This is a genomic window from Caulobacter radicis, assembly GCF_003094615.1.
GTDB classification, from domain to species: domain Bacteria; phylum Pseudomonadota; class Alphaproteobacteria; order Caulobacterales; family Caulobacteraceae; genus Caulobacter; species Caulobacter radicis.
In genome coordinates, this window is record NZ_QDKO01000030.1 from 134,614 (window position 1) to 156,540 (window position 21,927).

A 21,927-nucleotide genomic window follows, 5' to 3' on the forward strand; every position below is an offset into this window, starting at 1 on the left:
TGCGCCGGGACGAGGACCAGGGTGTCTTACTTCGCGCCGATCGCGGCGCGCTGGAACGCGAACAGCTCGCCGATGCCCTTTTCGGCCAGGCCGAACAGGGTGTCGAACTCGCCGCGGGTGAAGCCGCGCTTCTCGCCGGTGGCCTGGATCTCGACGATGTCGCCGCCGCCGGTCAGCACGAAGTTGCCGTCGGCCTCGGCGTTAGAGTCTTCCTCGTAATCGAGGTCGAGGACCGGGGTGTCCTTGAACACGCCGCAGGAGACGGCGGCCACCTGGCCCAGGATCGGGTCGGCCTTCAGCACGCCCTCTTCCAGCAGGTAGTTGGTGGCCAGGCGCAGGGCGACCCAGGCGCCGGTGATGGCGGCCGTGCGGGTGCCGCCGTCGGCCTGGATGACGTCGCAGTCGAGGCTGATCTGGCGCTCGCCCAGGGCCTTGAGGTCGACGACGGCGCGCAAGCTACGGCCGATCAGGCGCTGGATCTCCTGGGTGCGGCCCGTCTGCTTGCCGGTGGCGGCCTCGCGGCGGCCGCGCGTATGCGTGGCGCGGGGCAGCATGCCGTACTCGGCGGTCACCCAGCCGGCGCCCTTGTTGCGCATCCAGCCCGGAACGTTCTCCTCGACCGTGGCGGTGACCAGCACCTTGGTGTGGCCGAAACCGATCAGGCACGAGCCTTCGGCGTAGCGGTTGACGCCGGTCTCCAGGGTGACGGCGCGAAGCTGGTCGGGGGCGCGTTCGGACGGACGCATGGGCAAACTCCGGTCTTTAAGGCTCCAGGGGAGCCGAAGGGTCTGGTCGTATCTGAAGGCGCCGCTTATCCTCCCCCGAACGGGAACCTCCAAGTCCCCGCTCGATTTTTTCGACATCCGTTCCTATCTCGAAGGGCCATGACGCAGCTTTTTCCGGGACCGATCGCTCGGACGCCCGGCCTGACCGAGCTGGACGCCCGCGCCCGCGACATCTTCCGCCGGGTGGTCGAAGGCTATCTGGAGACCGGCGAGCCGGTCGGATCGCGCACCCTGTCCAGGGGCGGCGTGCAGCTGTCGCCGGCTTCGATCCGCAACACCATGCAGGACCTGGCGCAACTGGGTTTGCTGGACGCGCCCCACACCAGCGCCGGCCGGATGCCGACGCATGCGGGCCTGCGGATGTTCGTCGACGGCTTTCTCGAGGTCGGCGACGTCGGCGAGGACGAGCGGCGCGAGATCGAAAGCCGCCTCTACGCCAAGGGCCGCACCTTCGAAGAGGCGCTGAACGAGGCCTCGGCCATCCTGTCGGGCCTGGCCGGCGGGGCCGGCATCGTCGTCACTCCGGTCCGCGAGGGCGGGGTCAAGCACGTGGAGTTCGTGGCCCTGGGCGGCGGCCAGACCCTGGCGGTGATGGTCTTCGAGGACGGCACGGTCGAGAACCGGCTGATGCGCGGCGGGGCGGGACTGACGCCCTCGGCCTTCCAGGAGGCGTCGAACTTCCTCAACGCCCGCCTGCGCGGCCGCACCCTGACCGAGGCCAAGGACGAGATCCGCGCCGAGCTGGAGACCGCCCGCCGCCAGCTGGACGAGACCGCAGCCCGCCTCGTCGAGGACGGCCTGGCCGCCTGGGGCGGCGGGGAGGGGAGCGAGCGGGCCCTGATCGTGCGCGGCCGCGCCAACCTGCTGGGCGACGCCGCCGCCCGCGAGGATCTGGAGCGCGTGCGCCAGCTGTTCGACGACCTGGAGCAGAAGGGCCAGTTGATCGGCCTCCTGGACGACGTGCGCGACGCCGAGGGCGTGCGCATCTTCATCGGGGCCGAGACGCGACTCTTTTCGCTTTCGGGTTCCTCCGTGATCGCGGCGCCCTATATGACGGGGCGACAGAAGGTGCTGGGCGCGATCGGCGTGATCGGCCCCACGCGTTTGAACTATGCCCGGGTGATCCCGCTGGTGGACTATACCGCCCGCGTGCTCGGCCGGATGATCGATGGATGAGGACTGTTTGGAAATGACCGACGAGCAAACGCCGGCCGAAGACGTCGCTTTCGAAGCCGAGGACCTGGCGCAGGAAATCGAGGCCCTGAAGGCCGAGATCGCGGCGATGAAGGACCAGGCCCTGCGCTATGCGGCCGAGGCCGAGAACGTCAAGCGCCGCGCCGAGCGCGAGATGAACGACGCCCGCGCCTACGCCATCCAGAAGTTCGCCCGCGACCTCCTGGGCGCGGCCGACAACCTGTCGCGCGCCACCGCGGCCAGCCCGCGCGATTCGCAGGACGCGGCGGTGAAGAACTACATCGTCGGCGTCGAGATGACCGAGAAGGAGCTTCAGGCGGCCTTCGAGCGCAACGGCCTCAAGAAGGTCGACCCGACCAAGGGCGAGAAGTTCGATCCCCACCTGCACCAGGCGGTGATGGAGCAGCCCTCGGACGAGGTCGCCGCCGGCGGCGTCGTCGCGGTGCTTCAGGTCGGCTACGAGCTCTTGGGTCGCCTCGTGCGCCCGGCCATGGTCGCCGTCGCCGCCAAGGGCTCCACCGGCCCGGCCCCGGCCGAACCGGCGGCCGCCGCGGCCAACCCTTATGCGGCTTCCGGCGAGGAGTCGGGCGGATCGTTCGATACGAAGGCTTGATGAAGAGGCCCTCTCCGAAAGGAGGGGGCTTTTTCTTTTGGGGGCTTTGGGTGGGCCGCAGGCATCGGCCCCCTATCCGTAAAATCCCCGCGAAAGCGGGGACCCAGGTGTTTTATCGTCGAGCGCCGTGGGTTGCAGAAAAAGCCTGGGCCCCCGCTTTCGCGGGGATTTTACGGTTTAGGGGCAGCCCCTAAGCCGCCGCCTTCTCTTTCCCCACCTTGCTCCACACCCGCTCATGCAGGTTGAACGCGACAGTCTGCACCATCGGTTCGACGATCCCCACCGCCAGGGCCACACGCCAGTCGCGGGTCAGGGCGTAGGCGACGGCGATGGCCACCGTCAGGTGCATGGTGGCGTAGGTGGCGGTCTTGAGGGCGAGGCGCATGGCGCGATCTCTTGTTGCGATTGATTATCAATATAAGAAATTGACTTGACCTCGCAAGGGCCCAGAACGGGATTCGCCCACCGCCGGATGCGCCAAAAGGCCGCGCTGGGCTCTTCCCCCGCCGCGCGTTTGCGCTAATGTCCGTGGTCCATTGACGATGGGGCCGTCGCGAGGGGGATTCTCTTGATCGATCAGGCCCTGCGTCCAGCTTGGACCGAGAAATGAAGCTTACCATCGAGCGGGCGGCGCTGCTGAAGGCGCTGGGTCACGTGCAGAGCGTCGTCGAACGCCGCAACACCATCCCGATCCTGTCCAACATCCTGCTGTCGGCGGATCGCGACACGCTTTCGTTCTCGGCCACCGATCTCGACATGGAGATCATCGACGAGGGCCTGGCCCAGATCGACGTGCCCGGCCAGATCACGGCCCCGGCCCACACCCTTTACGAGATCGTCCGCAAGCTGCCGGACGGCTCGGACGTGTCCCTGAACTTCTCGGGCGACGACCCGCGCCTGGTCATCCAGACCGGCCGCTCGCGCTTCAACCTGCCGGTGCTGCCGGCCGGCGACTTCCCGGTGATGAGCAACGAGGGCCTCTCGAGCCGCATCGCCGTCGACGTCAACGAGCTGATGCGCCTGATCGACAAGACGCGCTTCGCCATCTCGACCGAAGAGACCCGCTACTACCTGAACGGCCTGTATCTCCACACGGTCAACGAGGGCGGCGAGACCAAGCTGCGCGCCGTGGCCACCGACGGCCACCGCCTGGCCCTGGCCGAGATGCCGGCGCCGGAAGGCTCGGCCGGCCTGCCGGGCGTGATCGTGCCGCGCAAGACCATCGCCGAGGCCCGCCGCCTGCTGGAAGACGCCGGCGAGTCGATCGACCTGCAGGTCTCGCCCCAGAAGGTCCGCTTCGAGTTCGGCCGCGCCGCCCTGACCTCCAAGGTCATCGACGGCTCGTTCCCCGACTACATGCGCGTGATCCCCAAGGACAACGCCAAGATCCTGACGCTGGACAACGATCTCTTCGCCAAGGCCGTCGACCGCGTGGCCACCATCTCGGCCGAGAAGAGCCGCTCGGTGAAGCTGGCCATCGAGCCGGGCCGCATCACCCTGACCGTCCGCAACATGGAAGCCGGCCAGGCCGTGGAAGAGGTCGAGGTCGACTACGACGGCGAGCCCTTCGAAATCGGCTTCAACGCCCGCTACCTGCTCGACGTCTGCGGCCAGATCGGCGGCCCGCAGGCCGAGTTCCGCTTCGCCGACCCGGCCTCGCCCACCCTGGTGGTCGACCCGACCGACCCGGGCGTGAAGTACGTGCTGATGCCGCTGCGGGTCTGACCGAGAATTCTGGATTCGATTTTTCACCGTAAAATCCCCGCGAAAGCGGGGACCCAGGCTTTTTCTGAAACCCTCGGCGCTCGACGATAAAACACCTGGGTCCCCGCTTTCGCGGGGATTTTACGGAAGTGGGGAGCGTTCGAGGGGGACAGTTCGTGGCGTTCTACGTCTACATCGTCGCCAGTCGCCGCAACGGCACGCTCTACATTGGCCATACTGACGATCTGGCTCGCCGCATCTGGGAGCATCAGGAGAAAGTCCGGCCGGGCTTCACCCGAAAATACGACGTCGGAATGCTCGTCTGGTACGAGGTCCACGACACCCGCGAGTCCGCTCTGATCCGCGAGCGCCAGATGAAGAAATGGCGCCGGCTGTGGAAGCTGGAACTCATCGAACGCACCAACCCGGGCTGGCGCGATCTGGCCCAGGATCTGAACTGCTAGATCGACCGGAGACGCCCTCGTGAAACCCCGCCTGTTCGCCCTGAGCCTCGCCCTGGCGCTGTCGACCTCGACGCTCGCCCTGGCTCAAACCCAGCCCGTCGAGCGCCGCGAGATCGGCAATCAGATCCTCGAGAACGTGCCCGTCGCCGATCCGGCGATCCGGGCCAGCCTGGCGCGCTACCAGAACGCCCGCAGCGCCAGCTTCCAGGACTGGGCGGCCGGCGGCGGCATGCTGATCGTCACGCGTTTCGGCAACACCAACCAGATCCACCAGGTCGCCGCCCCGGGCGCCGACCGCAGCCAGCTGACCTTCCACGACGAGCCGGTCAGCGGCGTCCACACCCTGCCGGGCGGCGAGGTGCTGTTCTCCAAGGACACCGGCGGCGACGAGTGGTTCCAGCTGTTCGTGCGCGACGCCTCGGGCAAGGAAGTCCAGCTGACCGAAGCGGGCACCCGCAACCAGTCGCCGGCCTGGTCGGGCGACGGCAAGGTGCTGGTCTGGAGCCGCGCGACCAAGGGTTCGGCCAACTACGACGTCGTGATGCGCGATCCCTCCGCGCAGGGCGGCCGCCGCGTGATCTTCAAGGGCGAGGGCCAGGTCTCGCCGATCGACGTCTCGCCCGACGGCAAGACCGTGCTGCTGGGCCGCTACTTCTCGATCGGCGAGAGCAGGCGCTGGCTGCTGGACGTGGCCACCGGCAAGACCACCGAGCTGAACCCGGTCAAGGGCAAGGTCTCGTACGACGGCGGCCTGTTCACGCCGGACGGCAAGTCGCTGCTGATGCTGTCGGACGAGGGCTCGGACTTCATGCGCTTGGTCGAGTTCGACCTGGCGACGGGCAAGAAGCACCTGGTCTCGGGCGAGCGTCCCTGGGACGTCGAGGACTTCAAGCTGTCGAAGGACGGCCGGGTGCTGGCCTATGTGGTCAACGAGGACGGCTATTCGAAGCTGGTGGTGCAGGACTTCCGCACCCGCCGCGCGCTGCCGCAGCCGCAGCTGCCGGGCGGCGTGGTCTCCAACCTCGCCTTCTCGGAAGACGGCTCGAAGATCGGCTTCAGCCTGGCCACGCCGACGGCGGCCAGCGACGCCTGGAGCTTTGACCTGGCCAGCGGCCAGGTGACCCGCTGGACGGCCTCGGAGCTGGGCGGCCTGGACGCCAAGGCGCTGGTCAGCCCCGAGCTGGTGCGCTTCCCGTCGTTCGACAAGCGCTCGATCCCGGCCTTCGTCTACAAGCCCAAGCTGGCGGCGGGCCAAAAGGCCCCGGTGATCATCGACATCCACGGCGGCCCGGAAGGCCAGTCGCGGCCGGTCTTCAACCCGTTCCACCAGCACACGACGGCCGAGCTGGGGGCCGCGGTGATCGTCACCAACGTCCGCGGCTCGTCGGGCTACGGCAAGACGTTCCTCAACCTCGACAACGCCGAGAAGCGCGAGGACTCGGTCAAGGACATCGGCGCGCTGCTGGACTGGATCAAGACCCAGCCGGACCTCGATCCGAACCGCGTGGTGGTCTACGGCCAGTCCTACGGCGGCTACATGTCGCTGGCGGTGATGACCCACTATTCCGACCGCCTGGCCGGCGGGGTCGAGCGCTACGGCATCTCCAACTTCGTGTCGTTCCTGCAGAACACCGAGGCCTATCGCCGCGACCTGCGCCGGGCCGAGTACGGCGACGAGCGCGACCCGAAGATGCTGAAGGCCTTCGAGACGATCTCGCCGCTGAACAACGTCGGCAAGATCACCAAGCCGATGCTGGTCATGCAGGGCTGGAATGATCCGCGCGTTCCCAAGTCGGAGTCCGACCAGGTGGTCGCCAAGCTGCGCGAGAAGGGCGTCGAGACCTGGTACGTCCAGTTCAAGGACGAGGGCCACGGCTTCGCCAAGAAGATCAACAACGACCGCCGTCGCGAGGTCGAGACCCAGTTCCTGCAGAAGGTGCTGGGGACCGGCGCGGCCCAGTGAACAGCCGGGGTGGTCCCGCCGGCCTGCTGCGCGAGGACCGCTTCGACGACCTCTTCGAGCGGATGCTGACCCTGTGGGCAGCGATCGACTTTTCGGACTGTTCGACCTGGTTCGAGCGCTCCGAGACGGTCGCCAGCGCCTTCGCCTCGCTGGAGGGGGCGGTCGACCTGGCGGCCATGAACTCCGCCGTGCACCGGGCGATCGCCGTGGACGCGCCGTTCGAGGTTCCGGTGCGCGAGCTGGTCGACCGCGCCGTCGCCCGCGAGGTGTTCGAGGTCGAGATGCGCCGCGTGCTGCTGGGCGCGGCGGGGGTCTGGCGCCTGACCGAGGTCGAGGTGGCGCGCGGGTATTTCGTCTAGCGAAATCCGGTGGCGGAGTAGGGATTTACAGCGCTCTTGCCCGTCGCCGCTGGCTCATGCCAACGTCCGTTTCATAAGAAAACGGGAGGCGCCGCCATGGCCAAGATCAGCTACATGACCGTCGGTTCGAACCGGCTGGAGGAGGCCAAGGCCTTCTACGACGCCCTGCTGGGCTCGATCGGAATGAAGCCCCTGTTCGAGCATCCGTCCGGCGGCCGGCTCTATCGCGGCAAGGGCGTGGGCATGTTCGGGGTGCTGGGCCCCTATGACGGCAATCCCGCCTGCATCGGCAACGGCATGATGGGCGGCTTCGACTTCGACACCCGCGAGGAGGTCGACGCCTTCCACGCCAAGGCCATCGAACTGGGCGGCGCCTGCGAAGGCGCGCCGGGCGAGCGGATGCCCAAGGCCTATTTCGCCTACTTCCGCGACCTCGACGGCAACAAGCTGTGCGCCTACCGGCTGGGGGAGTGATCAAGGAAACCTCCCCCCGTGGGGGAGGCGATCGCGAAGCGATCGGTGGGGGGAGTTTTCGCGAGATCGGCCGAGGCCTCGGAAGCTGAAAACGGCCCCCTCCGGCCCTCTGGGCCACCTCCCCCAGAGGGGGAGGATCTCGTTTTCCGGCCCCCTTTCCGCCCTGATCCGGGCGTAGCGCGGCGGTGTCGCTTTTTGCTGCTGGAGACACCCCATGCGCCTGGCCTGGGATCGTATCGCCGTCGTGCTGGTCAGCGCCGGGGCCTGGGCCATGGTGCTGCTGGCTGGGCCGCACCTGGTGCATGGCCTGCGCAGCGCGCCGCGCCTGCTGGCCCATGCCGGGGCGGGCCGCCGCTTCCAGGGGTGACCCCAAGGCCAGCCAAGGCGTGACGCCGTCCGCGACGTGGCTTACAGAGGCGCCATGGCGTCCGCCACCATCGCCCGCCTGCGGCTCACCGACTTCCGATCCTACGAGCGCGCCGATCTCCTGACCGGCGGGCGCAGCGTCTATCTGTTCGGGCCCAACGGCTCGGGCAAGACCAACCTGCTGGAGGCCGTCAGCCTGCTGTCGCCCGGCAAGGGCCTGCGCGGGTCGAGCCTGGCCGAGGTGGGCCGCCGCATGCCGGGCGAGGGCGTTTGCCGGGCCTGGGCCGTGGCCGCCGAGATCGAGCAGGCCGACGGCGAGGTCCTGAAGGTCGGCACCGGAACGGAACTGGCGGGGGCCTCGCGCCGCATCGTCCGCCTCGAGGGCGAGACCGTGCCGCCGGGCCGGCTGGCCGACCACGTGCGGCCCATGTGGCTGACCCCCGCCCAGGACCGCCTGTTCCTCGAGGCCGCCTCGGAGCGGCGCAAGTTCTTCGACCGGCTGGTGTTCGCCGCCGAGCCGGCCCATGCCAGCCACGCCAACGCCTACGACAAGGCCCAGCGCGAGCGCATGCGGCTGCTGAGCGACGCGGCCGACGGCGGGGCGCCGGCCGATCCGGCCTGGCTGACCGTGCTGGAGGCTCGTCTGGCGCAGGCCGGGGCGCTGATGGCGCAGGCGAGGGCGCGGACCCTGACGGCGCTTCAAGCCGAGATCGACGGGCGCGGCGACCGGCCGTTTCCGCAGGCCCGCCTGACCCTGACCGGCGCCTGGGAGCTGATGGCCCTGGACGGGGTCCCGGCGGCCGAGATCGAGCTTCAGCTGGCCCAGGCCCTGGCCGCCGCAAGGCCGCGCGACGGGGCCGCGGGCAGGGCCTTGACAGGCCCGCACCGGGGCGATCTGGCGGTGTTCCACGTCGACAAGGACCGTCCGGCCTCGGAATGCTCCACCGGAGAGCAAAAAGCGCTGATTTTGAACCTGGTTTTGGCCCAGGCGGCGAGACTTTCGCGTGCGGAATCCGCGCCGAATCCTATAGTGTTGCTCGACGAAGTCGCCGCGCATCTCGACCTCACCCGGCGAGCCGCTCTGGCCGACGAACTCACGGCGCTCAAGCTCCAGGCCTTCCTCACCGGCACGGACGAGTCGCTGTTCGACCATCTCAAGGGTCGGGCGTTGGGCGTTCGCGTCAGCGAGGCCGGCCTGACCCCCATTGAGTCTACGGCTCTGGAAGACGAATGACCGAGAATACCGAAGGCCAAGTCCCCGAAGTTCCCGAAGAAGCCGTCGCCGGCGAATACGGCGCGGACTCGATCAAGGTCCTCAAGGGCCTGGATGCGGTGCGCAAGCGCCCGGGCATGTATATCGGCGACACCGACGATGGTTCGGGCCTGCACCACATGGTCTACGAGGTGGTCGACAACGCCATCGACGAAGCGCTGGCCGGCCACGCCACCAAGGTCCAGGTGATCCTCAACGCCGACGGTTCGGTGACGGTCACCGACGACGGCCGCGGCATCCCCACCGACATCCACGAGGGCGAGGGCGTCTCGGCGGCCGAGGTCATCATGACCCAGCTGCACGCCGGCGGTAAGTTCGACCAGAACAGCTACAAGGTCTCGGGCGGCCTGCACGGCGTGGGCGTCTCGGTCGTGAACGCCCTGTCGGACTGGCTGGAGCTGCTGATCCACCGCAACGGCAAGGTCCACCAGATGCGCTTCGAGCGCGGCGACGCGGTGACCTCGCTGAAGGAGACCGGCGTCTCGCCGGTGCGCGAGGACGGCCCCAAGGCTGGCGAGGTCCTGACGGGCACGGAGGTGACCTTCTTCCCGTCCAAGGACACCTTCGCTTTCATCGAATTCGACCGGAAGACCCTGGAGCACCGCCTGCGCGAGCTGGCGTTCCTGAACTCGGGCGTGACCATCTGGTTCAGGGACAACCGCGACGCCGAGCCGTGGGAAGAGAAGCTGTTCTTCGAGGGCGGCATCGAGGCCTTCGTGCGCCACCTCGACAAGGCCAAGACTCCGCTGCTCAAGGCCCCGATCATCGTGCGCGGCCGCAAGGACAAGGTCGAGCTGGACCTGGCCCTGTGGTGGAACGACAGCTACCACGAGCACATGCTGTGCTTCACCAACAACATCCCGCAGCGGGATGGCGGCACGCACCTTTCGGCCTTCCGCGGCGCCCTGACCCGCGTGATCACCAGCTACGCCGAGAGCTCGGGCATCCTGAAGAAGGAAAAGGTCAACCTGGGCGGCGAAGACAGCCGCGAGGGCTTGACCTGCGTGCTGTCGGTCAAGGTGCCGGACCCCAAGTTCAGCTCGCAGACCAAGGATAAGCTGGTCTCGTCGGAAGTGCGCCCGGCCGTGGAAAGCATGGTCGCCGAGGGCCTCTCGACCTGGTTCGAGGAACACCCGAACGAAGCCAAGCAGATCGTCAGCAAGATCGCCGAGGCGGCCGCGGCTCGCGAAGCCGCCCGCAAGGCGCGCGAACTGACCCGCCGCAAGAGCGCGCTCGATATCACGAGCCTGCCCGGCAAGCTGGCCGACTGTTCGGAACGCGACCCGGCCAAGTCCGAAATCTTCATCGTCGAGGGTGACTCGGCCGGCGGCTCGGCCAAGCAGGCCCGCAACCGCGACAACCAGGCCGTCCTGCCGCTGCGAGGCAAGATCCTGAACGTCGAGCGGGCGCGCTTCGACAAGATGCTGTCGTCCGACCAGATCGGCACGCTGATCACGGCGCTGGGCGCCGGCATCGGTCGCGACGACTTCAACCCGGACAAGGTGCGCTACCACAAGATCGTGCTGATGACCGACGCCGACGTCGACGGCGCCCACATCCGCACCCTGCTGCTGACCTTCTTCTATCGGCAGATGCCGCAGCTGATCGAGCGCGGCTACATCTACATCGCCCAGCCGCCGCTCTACAAAGCCAGCAAGGGCAAGTCGTCGCGCTACCTCAAGGACGACACCGAGATGGACGCCTTCCTGGTGGACGAGGGCGTCGACGGCGCCGAGCTCGACCTGGGCTCGGGCGAGCGCCTGATCGGCCAGGACCTCCTGGCCCTGGTGCAGCTGGCCCGCTCGGCCAAGGCCAATATCGACCGCCTGGCGGCCCGCGCTCCGGCCTCGGCCATCGAGCAGGCCGCCCTGGGCGGCCTGCTGGGCGAGACCCCCAACGCCGACGCCGCGGCCGCGCGCCTCAACCTCTACAACGAGGAGGGCGACGGTCCGTGGTCGGGCGAACGTGGCGACACCGGCTTCGTGTTCAGCCGCGTGCGCCGCGGCGTGTCGGAACGCATCGTGCTCGACGACGTGCTGCTGCACGCCGCCGACGCCCGCCGCCTGGCCGAACGCGCGGTCAAGCTGGCCGAGGTGTTCGAAAAGCCGGCCGTGTTCCGCCGCAAGGACAAGTCGACCACCATCCGTGGTCCGCTCGACCTGGTCCAGGCCGTGCTCGACGCCGGCCGCAAGGGCCTGACCATCCAGCGCTACAAAGGGCTGGGCGAGATGAACCCCGACCAGCTGTGGGAAACCACCCTCGACGTCGACGCCCGCACCCTGCTGCAGGTCAAGGTCAACCACGCCGACGACGCCGACGACATGTTCAGCCGCCTGATGGGCGACCTGGTCGAACCGCGCCGCGAATTCATCCAGGAAAACGCCTTGGACGCCGAAGTCGACGTCTGACGAAGCTTGGCCCTTGCGGGCGAGCGACGTTCTGTGAAACCCTCCCAGGTTGAGCGACCTGGGAGGGTTTTTCATGCCGGTTTCGATGTTGGCGGCCGCGATGCTGGCGCTTTCGGTTCCGCAAGGGGCGCCGCCGCCGCCGGCGGTCGACGAGGTCGAGGTCTCGCCCAAGGGCGTGGATCCATATCCGGCCTTCGTGCGGCGGGCCACGCCCCTGACGCCGGCCGGCAAGGTGATGATGTGGTCGGCGGCGCTGTGCCCCTACGTGGCGGGCGGACGCACGGAAGAGAACCGCTACCTGCACGACCGCATCAGCCAGACGGCGCGCGCGGCCGGGGTGCGGATGGCGGCCAAGGGCTGCCGGCCCAACCTCACCGTGGTGCTGGCCGACGAGCCCGAGACGCTGGTGCGCAAGGCCAGGGCGGCGGGCAAGTTCTGGGTCGACCGCGAGCGGCCGGTGAGCTTCGAGCGCTACGCCACCACCGACCGGCCGGTGCGGGTGTGGACCAACTTCGCCGAGGTCGACGTGATGCGCGGGGCGGTCAGCGCCGACGGCCTGGGCAATGACCTGCTGATGTATACCACCAGCAGCGCCGGCTCGCGCGTGCGCACCTCGGTGGTGGGCGTGATCCAGGACCAGTTCGTGGTGGTCGATCGCCGGCGTATGGGCGGGCGCAAGCTGGCGGGGCTGGCCGACTATGTGGCGCTGGCGGGCGTGGCCTCGGCCCGGGCCGACCAGGACTATGCCGGGTTCAACACGGTGCTGAACCTCTTCACCGAGGAGGGCAGGGGCGACGCCTCGCCGATGGACCGGGCCTATCTGCGCGGCCTGCAGACGGTGAAGCCGGACTCGCCCGGCGGCTCCCAGCTGGGCCAGGTCGTCACGACCATGCGCGCCGAACGCGACGGACGGGCCGACCGCTAGACGACCCGGCCGACGCCCGACGCCAGCTGCGACATGGCCTGGGCCAGGGTGCGGCCGTCGGGCCCCAGCGGGGTGTTCAGGGCGGCGGCGCGGATGCGCTCGGCGGCGCCGGCGTCGCCCTGCATCGCGGCCATCAGGCTCTTGGCCAGCGCGGCCGAAAGGCAGGCGCGGTCGAGGCGCAGGGCCACCTGGCAGCGCCGCGTGGCCGCGTCGATCCGGCCGTCCAGCGCGTCCAGGACCGCCAGGGCGCCATGCGACTCGGCGAAACTGTCGTCCAGCGCCAGCGCCTTGTCGAACAGCCGGCGGGCCGTGACCAGGTCGCCTTGCGCGAAATGGCCCCAGCCGGCGGCGATCCACGAGCCGAGATGGTCGCCAAAGCGCGTGGCCGCGGCTTCGACCAGGGCCGTGCCGGCGGCGGAGTCGCCTTGGGCCAGCAGGGCCAGCCCCTTGCCCAGCTGCGCGCGGCCGCTGGTCGGGTCGACGGCCAGGGCGCGATCGAACAGGTCTGTGGCCTCGGACACCTCGCCCTGGTCCAGCGCCAGGGCGGCCAGGGTCGAGAGGCCTTCATGGGTGTCGCCGGCCTTGAGGGCGTAGGCGCGCGCCAGTTCGGTGTTCTCGGCGTCGACGGCCGCCACCGCCAAGGCGCTCATCAGGGCCTGGTCCTGGACGCCGGCGGCCACATAGGCCGCGCCCTCGGCCAGGGCCTCGTCCAGTCGCCCGAGCCGGTGCAGGGCCTGCACCTTGAGCGCGGCGGCGGCCGGCGCGGCGGCGATCACGGCCTCGTCGACCAGGGCGACGACGGCCTCGGGGGCTGCGGTCATGGCGCTGGCCCAGGCCAAGTTGAACCGCAGGCGGGGATCCTCCGGCGCCTCGGCCAGCAGTGGCTCCAGCAGCGCCACGGCGTCGGCGTGACGGCCCTCGCCCATCGCCGCCAGCCCGGCCAGGTTGCGCAGGCGCGGCGACAGCGGAGCCAGCCCGGCATAGCGCTCGACCAGCCCGGCGACCTCCGCCCAGCGCCCCTCCTCGACGGCCGCCCCGGCCGCGTCCTCGATCAGCCGCAGGTTCGACGGATCGATACGCAGGAAGCCCGACAGGCGCTCGAAGCTGGACGCGGCAGGCGCGGATACGGTTTGGGACATCATGGGCGCCGAGGTAAACGGTGATGGGAGCGCGGGACTATAGGGTGCGAGGGATCAGCCTATGGGGCGGCGATGAGGGCGGCAAGGCTGGTAGGGCTCGATGTGAGTGTTTCCGCGCTTTCTTGCTGTCATGTGAAGCCGCCAAATGGTCCGTAAACAACGCCTCCTGATCTTATCGTCTTCTCGAACTCGTTTTGGTCTGGGAGGTGATCGACGCGATCTGGCCATTGATCGATTATATGTTGTCCCCACTGGTCTATGCGCATAGAGTGTATGTCGCTATATATTTCATCTATCAGTAAGCCGTCTGTATTGAGGGCTGCGATGCATGACTTGGTCGCGTTTTCATAATTATCAGACAGCGCGTAGCAACTTACGTATGCGCCCTTGAAGTGAGGGGGCATGATGGAATTTTCGCCATGGACTACGCGGAATGCTATTATGAATATATCTGTCATTAATTTACCTGTTTTGAGTCTTTGAAACATCAACAACGCGGACCGTGTCGGGGTGAATGGCTTCCCTCAGCATCTGTATCTGTTGGGATGTGCGTAACCCATATTGGTCGTGGGCTTGGATGTCGACCCAGAGCGGCGAGTTGGGGTTTAGGCGTGCTCCTTCGCTTTTATCGTACCATGAATTAAGTCTTAAGCGCTGCAAGACCGACGCGTCTGCCTGTCCCGATGTAATCGTCGCCTGGCCGTTCCGGTTTACCATTGCGAACTCCATCGCGCGGTCTTCATCGAAGCCTACAAATAGTGCGCGTTCACCGGTCTTTCTGGTCATCACCACCGGTATCGTGCCATCTGACGCGATCCGAGGAGGGAAGGCCAGATCATCCACGCGATAGAAGGTTACGGTTCCTTTCTCGAGGGCGAGCGGAGCCGCGCCTCCGACGCCGCGAGCTGCCAGCACCGGGTTGATCGCCATGGATCCAACCGACAGCAGGGTTTGGAGGCTGTCGGAGTCAGCGCGGGTGGCAGAATTGGCCCAAAGGCCCTGACCTCTGCCAACGGACATCACCGTGTCGAAAGTACCGCTGATCGGCGCGCTGCCGCCGGCTATCCAGCTGAGAGCAATACGCCCGGTGCCATTGACCGTGAGGCCGAAGTTTTCCGGCGCCGAGTTCGTCACCGAGCGCGCGGTGTAAACGCTTCTTCCCCGATCGGCTGCGTTGTAGCCTTCGTTCAGTCGGTATTGGTAGTTTGCGGTGGCCACTTCAAAGCGGCTCATGCCGCGCAGTGTTGCAGGTCCCCACGATCGCTTCTGAGCAGGCTGATAGTCCAGGCCCCGGAAGAAGTCGTTGGCGGCCTTCGGCACGGAATACGATACGAAATCGACCGCCCGGTTGTATTGAGTCCTGAGCCAGGACTGGGGCGCCGCCGTGACGATGACTTCGCCGGAGGTGGTGACGTCCAGGGTCGCCCCGAAGCTATCGGTTCTGGGAGCAGCGCGTGCAATACCGCCTGCTTCCACGACGACCGGCCTGCGTGCGGACACGACGATCGGGTCCACGATGGTGTGGTCGCTGCTGCCGTAGACCGAGTTGGCCCCCCCCAAGCTGGCCGTAGTGTTGGGAATGGGAGCGAGGCCTGTTCCGCTCCCAACGTAGTCAGTCGTCAGATCGGCCAGATCGACAAATGGAGCGTGGGTGAGGGCGCCAGGATCTTCCGGCCGGATCGCCTCGAGCGGGGGATTGCCGCTGGAGGAGAGACGCACCTCGGTCGAGGGATCCACCGAGACCGTCTCGATAGGCCTGACCTTTCTGGCTTCGATCCTGTCCGTGATCGCCCGGCCGATCGTACTGCCGACCACGCTGGGCAGCATGGACCTGACGTTGTCGCCGAAGTCAGTGCCGGTGAGCAGCGATTGCGCGCCCGCGCTGGCCAGCAGCTCGGCGGTGCCGGCCAGGGCCATGTTGCGGATCGAGTCGGCCGGGGCCCAGGACGTGCCGCCCACGGCCCTGGCGACGCCGCCGCCGACAGCCGTTCCGACGGCGCTGACCGCCACGCTGGTCCAGTCGAACTTGGACTGGAGTCCCGTGGCGACGGCGACCCCCTGCGTTACGACGTTGGTTGCGACGCCGCGGACGATCTGCGTGCCCAGATTTCCCGGGCCACCAACCCCCACCGCTCCGCCGGCGGCGCCGTTGATGGCCGCCATGCCCACGCTTTTCCAGCTGAACTTGTCCTGCACGCCCGTGGCGATGCCCACGATCTGCCCGGCCACGTCGCCCACCGCCTTGGCCGCGGCGCCGATCGCGATCTTTCCCAGGAAGGAGGCGGTCTGTATGCCAAGCGCACCGGCGGTGAGCGAGGTCACCACGACAGCCACGACCACGGCCAGGATCTGGCCGATGACGCCGCAGCCCTGCTTCTTGCGCGATTGGACCGGCGCCACCTGATCGGGGGCGACCGAGCCCAGGGCCCGGGTCGGGTCGTAGGCCTGGAAGGTGTCGCTGCTGTGGTGGACGTTGGTGACCTGGGCCGGGATCTGGATCCGCGTGCCCTGCACCAGGGTCTCTGAGCCGGTCAGGCCGTTGAAGTTGGCGATCAGGTACCAGAGGCTGGCGTCGCCCCACAGGCCCGCGGCGATCGACTGCAGGGTGTCGCCCGGCACGACCGTGTAGGTCGGCGCGCCTTCGGCCTCGGCCAGGGAGTTGGCGTTCAGCGCGTCGTACTGCTGGTCCATGTCGGCATAGGACGACGGCGAGCCGCCCTGGAAGGCCGTGCTCTGCGCGGGGGCCGAGCGCTGGGCGATCGAGGCCGCGTAGTTGGTCTTTCCGTTGGCCCCGTCGTTGCCGATGTTGGCCCGCTGGATGTTGTTGAAGCGGTAGTAGTACTCGACCGGGTTGGCGGAAGAGGCGCTGGTTTCCTTGCGCGACAAAATCTGGCCGGCGGCGTTGGAGACGTAGTGCACCGTGCGCGGGCGGCCGTCCTGGATGGCCACCGACACCACGTTGCCGCTGGTGTCGTAGGTGAAGGTCGAGGTGTTGACCGCCGGTTTGGTGATGTCGGGCCGGATCGAGATCACGCTCTGCTTGGGGCCGTCCCACCAGACATAGGTGTTGACGGTGTCGCTGGTCGGCTGGGCCGTCGTCTGCCCCGACTTGATCTGGGACGCCGTGGTGCGGCTGTGGGTGACGACGCCGCCCATATAGGCGCCGGTATAGACGCCGCCGCCGACATCGGCCTTGTAGTCGAAGGTGGTGCTGGCCGTGACGATCGCGCCGTCCGACTGCAGGGTCGAGGTCTGCGAGGTGATCACCTGCGAGCCGGCGTCGTAGGTCGAATCCTCGCTGTAGGCGATCTTGCCGTCGGCGTTGTATTCGCTGTGCGAGAGCAGGCGGCCCATGCTGTCGCGCACGTTCTGCACGCGCAGCTTGCCGTTGATGTGAACCGTCGAGAGATAGCCGCTGGGCGTGTAGGTGTAGGTCTCGGCGTTGCCCGTCGACGTCGCCGAGATGCGGCGGCCGGCCCGGTCGTAGGTCAGGTCGACGCCCGTCTCGCCGCGGCCGATGGTGTTGCCGGCCGCGCCGCGCACCTGGGTGACCGCGCCCTGGGCGTCGAGCAGGGCGCCGCCGGTGGTCACGAAGCGGTTCATGCTGTCGTAGCGGTACCACTGGTTCTTGCTGACCAGCGCCCCCGACACCAGGTCGCGATAGGTCGAGGCGACGAGCCGGACGTTGTTGTTGGCGTCGTACTCGTAGTTGATGTCGATCGGATTGGCGGCGTCCTCGCCGCTGTCGACCAGGCGCGTGACGCGGCCCAGCGCGTCGTAGGTCATCGACGCGTCCTGCAGGGAGCGGCTGGCCTGGTAGACCTGTCCGAACTCGTCATAGGCGCTGGTCGTGACGACCTGGGTCTCGCGGGTGCGCCGGCCGGCGACGTCATAGCCGTAGGACTGGACCGACTGGGCCCCGGTCAGGCCGAAGCTCAGGTTGCTCTCCGAGGCCAGGGCGCCGGTGTTGAAGTAGGTGTAGCGCAGGTCCTGGCCGGCGCTGTTGGTCTTCTGGACCAGGCGGCCGGCCACATCGTAGGTCAGGTTCGAGGTGCGGCCGCCGAAGTCCACGCCGCCGAGCGAGCGCCCGAAATAGTCGGCCTGGGCCGTCGAGATCAGGCCGGCGGTGTTGGTGATGGTCTGGATCCAGCCGCCGAACACGCCCAGGCCGGTCGTGGCCAGCGAGGCGTCATAGGCATAGGCGTAGGTTGTCGCATAGCCGTTGAAGTCGATCTGCGACACCACCCGGCCGTCGAGGTCGTAGTCGGTGCGCTCGGCCAGGGCGTTGGTGCCCAGCTGCGAGTTCGAGTGCCGGATCCGCTGGCCCAGGCCGTCATAGGTGTAGCTGTCGATGAGGCTCTGGGTGCTGCCGTAGAGGCCCATGAACTGCTGGCGGTTCAGGATGCTGCCGTCGGCGAAGCGGATCTCGCTGACGCCATAGCGCGCGCTGGTCAGCTGGTTGACCAGGACGATGTTGTCGCCCGTGCCGTTGGCGATGATCAGGTTGCTGCCGCTGCCGGTGAAGGTCAGCTGGGCGGCGGTGATGCCGGGGCCCAGTTGCAGAACCGAGGTGCTGGTCGCGCTCGGTCCTGCATCGGCCTCGATCCGCACGGCGCCGTAGCCAACGTTGAAGAGGAAGGTGTCGTCGCCGCCGTTGCCCTTGATGTAGTTGGCCACGCCGTTGGTGTCGAAGACTTCGCCCCCGGGCGTTCCGTACAACAGGCGGTTGGCGGTCGAGCCGGTCGTGGCCAGCGCCAGCATCTGCTGGCGGCCGATCGTGGTGCCGTCGGCCAGCTCGATGGTGTCGACGCCGTAGGAGAAGGGAGCCGTGGCGGAGTTGATGTAGAACTGATCGGTGAGCTTGACCCCGCCCTTGCCGCCGACGGTGATGATCAGGTCATCGCCGGTGGTGCCGGAGAAGGTCAGGCTGGCCAGGCTGATGCCTGCGCCGAACCGCAGCACCGAGCCGGAGCCGCCGTACTGGTACTGGTCGATCTCCAGCGCGCCGTAACCGACATTGTAGAGGAACGTGTCGGCTCCGCCCTTGCCGTTGACGGTGCGGGCCGCCCCCATGCTGTCGAAGGTCTCGACGCCCGTGGTGCCGTAGAGGAAGCGGTTGGCGACCGAGCCGACCGAGAGAATATCCAGCATCTGCTGGCGGCTGAGCGTGGAGCCGTCAGCGAACTCTATCGACTTGACGCCGTAATAGTCTCCGCTGCTGAACTGGCTGGTGATCTCGATCACGTCGCCGTTGGCGGCGCTGATGATCATGGAGCCGCCGCTGGTGGCGCGGAGGGTCAGGTCCGCCAGCGTGTAGCCGGCGCCGAACCGCAGGACGGCGTTGGCGGCGTTGCCCTGGTTGATCTGCAGCGCGCCGTAGCCGACGTTGTAGAGGATCGTGTCGGCTCCGCCGCGACCATCGACGTAGTGGGCCTGGCCATGGGTGTCGATGACGTCGGCGCCGTCCGTGCCATAGATGTTGCGATTGGCGGCCGAGCCGGTCGTCACCATGGCGCCAAGCTGCGCGCGGTTGAGCGTCGTGCCGTCGGCCAGCAGGACCGATGCGACGCCATAGTAGGTTCCGCTGACGAACTGGTCGTTGATCTCGATCCGGTCGCCGTTGGGACCGGTGATGATCAGGTCGCCGCCCGCTGTGTCGAAGAACAGGTTGGAAAGGGTGAGCCCCGCGCCCAGCTGCAGGGTCGTTCCCGATCCGCCCCACTGGGTGATCTCGAGCGGGCCGTGTCCGGCGTTGAAGACGAAGGTGTCGTTGCCGCCCCGGCCGTTGATGTAGGTGACGCCCGCGGTCGCGACCAGGGTCTCGGCGGCGGTCGTACCGTTCAGCGACGTGCCCGACGGCCAGAGCGGCGTCGTGATCTGGGCGACCTGTTCGCGGGTGAGCGTGGTCCCGTCGGCGAACATGAAGGAGCTGATGCCGTAGTAGGAGCCGCCGGACTGGTATTCGACGGTGATCTGGTCGCCCGCCTGGCCGGTGATGATCAGGTCGCTGCTATCGGATCTGAAGGTCAGGCCGGCCAGGGTGATGCCCGCGCCAAACTGCAGGATGGAGCCGGAGCTGTTGGGATTGTCGATCGTCAGCGCGCCGTAACCGGCGTTGTAGATGAAGGTGTCGCCGCCGCCATTGCCCTGGGCGAAGCCGGCGAGCCCCTTGCTGTCGATGATGTCCGCGCCGCTGCTGCCATAGATGTTGGGATTGGCGGCCGATCCGGTGGTGACCAGGCTGGCCAGCTGCTGACGGTTCAGCGTCGTTCCGTCGGCGAACTGGATGAGCCCCACGCCCCACAATGATCCGACGAAGGGCGCGGAGAATTGATAGCTGACGACGATCTGGTCGCCATTGGCGCCGGTGATGATGAGGTCGTTGACGAGATTGTTGGTGAAGGTGAGGTTCGAGGTCGTCAGGCCCTCGCCCAGCACCAGGATCGAATTGTTGCCGCCCTGCTGGTCGATTTCCAGCGCGCCGTAGCCGGCCTTGTAGACGAAGGTGTCGGTCCCGCCGTTGCCACGGATGTAGTGGGCCGCGCCCTTGCCGTCGAAGTAGTTGTTCCCCGAGGTGCCATAGAGGCTGCTGTTGAGGGGCGAGCCGGTCATCACCCGTTCCGCCAGCTGCTGGCGGGTCAGGGTCGTGCCGTCGGCGAACTCGATGAGGTCGATCCCCGCCACCGTGCTGCCGTACTGGCCGTTGACCTGGATCAGGTCGTTGGCGCCGCCGCCGATGATCAGGTTGCCCGAGGCATCGCTCGAGATCGCCAGGTTTTCGGCCGTGAAGCCGGGACCCATCCGCAGGATGGAGCCCGAACCGGTCGCGGCGATCTCCAGGGCGCCGTATCCCGCATTGTAGAGGAAGACGTCGGCCCCGCCGTTACCCTGGGCGTAGAACGCCTGGCCGCGGCTGTCGAAGGTGTTGGCCCCCGCGGTGCCGTAGAGGCGCCGGTTCCCGGCCGATCCGGTGGTCACCAGGTCGATGATCTGCTGCTGGCTCAGCGTCGAGCCGTCGGCGAACTTGATCTGGGAGACGCCGTAGGATCCGGTCGAGAACTGGTCGGTGACGTGGACCCGGTCGCCCTGGGCGTTGATGATGACCAGATTGCCGCTGGAGTCGTTGCTGAAGGCCAGGTCGGCCAGCGAGGTCCCGGCGTCGAACTGGAGCACGGCGCCGCTCGACCTGCCGCCGGACGCGTTGATCACCACCGAGCCGACGCCGCGGTTGAAGCTGAAGACGTCCGCCCCGCCGTTGCCTTCGAGGACCGACGGGCCGCGGATGTCGAACTCGTCCTTGCCCGTGGTTCCCCGCAGGGTCAGGGGCGTGGACTTGGAGGTGTGGGCCAGGCTCACCAGGCGGCCCATGCCGTCATAGGTGCGGGTCTCTACCGCGCCCACTTCGTTGATCGCGAAACGCGCATCGTGGAAGACGTCGTAGCCGATCTGGGCGACGCCGCCGTCCGGGTGGCGCTCCACGGTGAACAGCGCTTGGTCGTCGCCATATCCGCTGCCGGCGAGGAGTTGTCTTGTGGTGAGGGCGCCGTTGGCGTCGCGTAGGGCGACGAGGCGGCCGGAGACGTCGTAGTAGTTGGTGGTGGTGGGCGAGACGGCGTGGACGGCGCCGGTCTCGTCGGTGACGTTCACCGTGGGCAGGGCGGAGGTCAGGAGCTTGCCCAGGGTGTTGTAGGTGTAGAGGCTCTGGCCGCCGAGGGCGTCGGTCTGCGAGATGGTCTCGCCGAAGGCGTTGTAGGTTTTCTGGGTCTGGATGGCGGCGAAGACGCCGGCGCTGGTCTCGCGCAAGGGCTGGCGGGTGGCGATCGCCTGGTTGCGGGCGTCGAAGGCGGTGATGGTGGTGGTCAGGCCGGCGACGGGGGCGGCGCCGACGGCGTGGGCGCCGTCGCCGGTGGCCAGGGCCAGGGCGCCGGTCAGGCCGAGGGCCGAGAGGTCGGCGCCCGAGGAGGCGATGGTCAGGGTCTGGTTGCCGGCCGCGTCGTAGACATGGAGGCGCGCGACGCCGTCGTTTCCGAGATCGCGCCAGACCCGTCCGGCGGCGTCGTAGGCGTAGGTCTGCTGGGCGCCGCCGTTGACGCCCTGGGCGACCACTTCGCCGAAGGCGTTGTACTGGGTCTGGCGGGCGTCGCCGACGGTCCAGGTGGCGCCGTTGAGGCTGGCGTTGGCCTGGAAGACCGCCCGGCCGGCCAGGTCGTAGCGGACGGCCTGGGCCTCGGTGACGGAGGCGCCGCTGGACAGCAGGCGG

General features: G+C 67.9%; 14 protein-coding genes and 1 pseudogene. 11 read left to right on the forward strand and 4 right to left on the reverse strand.

Annotated features, from left to right (window positions below; all coding sequences use genetic code 11):
* Positions 1-26 precede the first annotated feature (26 nt).
* Entirely contained in the window at positions 27-746 is a 720-nt protein-coding gene (gene rph / locus DDF62_RS17700) for a ribonuclease PH (protein WP_116490326.1), read from the reverse strand.
* A 138-nt stretch (positions 747-884) separates the two neighbouring features.
* On the opposite strand from rph, the gene hrcA reads away from it, so the two are divergent.
* Together hrcA and grpE are read left to right on the forward strand one after the other, a co-directional pair.
* Complete coding sequence (gene hrcA / locus DDF62_RS17705; RefSeq protein ID WP_116490327.1) at positions 885-1,961, forward strand: heat-inducible transcriptional repressor HrcA; 1,077 nt, start codon at positions 885-887, stop codon at positions 1,959-1,961.
* Between the two features lie 13 nt (positions 1,962-1,974).
* Positions 1,975-2,592 carry a nucleotide exchange factor GrpE gene (gene grpE / locus DDF62_RS17710; RefSeq protein WP_058348953.1) on the forward strand — a complete coding sequence of 206 codons (618 nt, stop codon included), beginning with the start codon at positions 1,975-1,977 and terminating at the stop codon, positions 2,590-2,592.
* A 217-nt stretch (positions 2,593-2,809) separates the two neighbouring features.
* Here the strand turns inward: grpE and DDF62_RS17715 are convergent.
* Positions 2,810-2,977: pseudogene (locus DDF62_RS17715) on the reverse strand (DUF2061 domain-containing protein); the annotation flags it as partial.
* A gap of 221 nt (positions 2,978-3,198) precedes the next feature.
* Here DDF62_RS17715 and dnaN point away from each other — a divergent pair.
* The 9 genes from dnaN (at position 3,199) to DDF62_RS17755 (ending at position 12,528) form a co-directional block, all read left to right on the forward strand.
* A complete protein-coding gene (gene dnaN / locus DDF62_RS17720; protein WP_101716762.1) occupies positions 3,199-4,317 on the forward strand; it encodes a DNA polymerase III subunit beta in 1,119 nt (372 codons plus the stop codon).
* 155 nt (positions 4,318-4,472) lie between these two features.
* On the forward strand, positions 4,473-4,760 hold the full coding sequence (locus tag DDF62_RS17725; protein WP_116490329.1) for a GIY-YIG nuclease family protein: 288 nt from the start codon (positions 4,473-4,475) through the stop codon (positions 4,758-4,760).
* Between the two features lie 19 nt (positions 4,761-4,779).
* The gene (locus tag DDF62_RS17730; RefSeq protein WP_116490330.1) at positions 4,780-6,723 is read left to right on the forward strand and encodes a S9 family peptidase; all 1,944 of its coding nucleotides are present in this window, start codon (positions 4,780-4,782) and stop codon (positions 6,721-6,723) included.
* Positions 6,720-7,082 (forward strand): hypothetical protein, encoded by a 363-nt coding sequence (locus tag DDF62_RS17735; RefSeq protein ID WP_116490331.1) that lies wholly within the window; start codon positions 6,720-6,722, stop codon positions 7,080-7,082. The genes DDF62_RS17730 and DDF62_RS17735 overlap by 4 nt, the downstream gene beginning before the upstream one ends.
* Positions 7,083-7,178: 96 nt before the next feature.
* Positions 7,179-7,556 (forward strand): VOC family protein, encoded by a 378-nt coding sequence (locus DDF62_RS17740; RefSeq protein ID WP_116490332.1) that lies wholly within the window; start codon positions 7,179-7,181, stop codon positions 7,554-7,556.
* 214 nt (positions 7,557-7,770) lie between these two features.
* Positions 7,771-7,923, forward strand: a complete 153-nt coding sequence (locus DDF62_RS25715) for a hypothetical protein (protein WP_165832285.1) — start codon at positions 7,771-7,773, stop codon at positions 7,921-7,923.
* Between the two features lie 54 nt (positions 7,924-7,977).
* Positions 7,978-9,156, forward strand: coding sequence for a DNA replication/repair protein RecF (recF, locus tag DDF62_RS17745; RefSeq protein WP_116490333.1), 1,179 nt, complete (start codon positions 7,978-7,980; stop codon positions 9,154-9,156).
* A complete protein-coding gene (gene gyrB, locus DDF62_RS17750; protein ID WP_116490334.1) occupies positions 9,153-11,603 on the forward strand; it encodes a DNA topoisomerase (ATP-hydrolyzing) subunit B in 2,451 nt (816 codons plus the stop codon). Before recF ends, gyrB begins: the two co-directional genes overlap by 4 nt.
* Before the next feature lie 73 nt (positions 11,604-11,676).
* Entirely contained in the window at positions 11,677-12,528 is an 852-nt protein-coding gene (locus DDF62_RS17755; protein ID WP_116490335.1) for a hypothetical protein, read from the forward strand.
* Here DDF62_RS17755 and DDF62_RS17760 read toward each other — a convergent pair.
* Positions 12,525-13,667 carry a tetratricopeptide repeat protein gene (locus tag DDF62_RS17760; protein WP_165832286.1) on the reverse strand — a complete coding sequence of 381 codons (1,143 nt, stop codon included), beginning with the start codon at positions 13,665-13,667 and terminating at the stop codon, positions 12,525-12,527. The two genes, DDF62_RS17755 and DDF62_RS17760, sit on opposite strands and share 4 nt — an antisense overlap.
* Positions 13,668-14,129: 462 nt before the next feature.
* Positions 14,130-21,927 (reverse strand): calcium-binding protein (locus tag DDF62_RS17765; protein WP_165832287.1); only part of this gene is annotated, 7,798 nt, incomplete at its 5' end.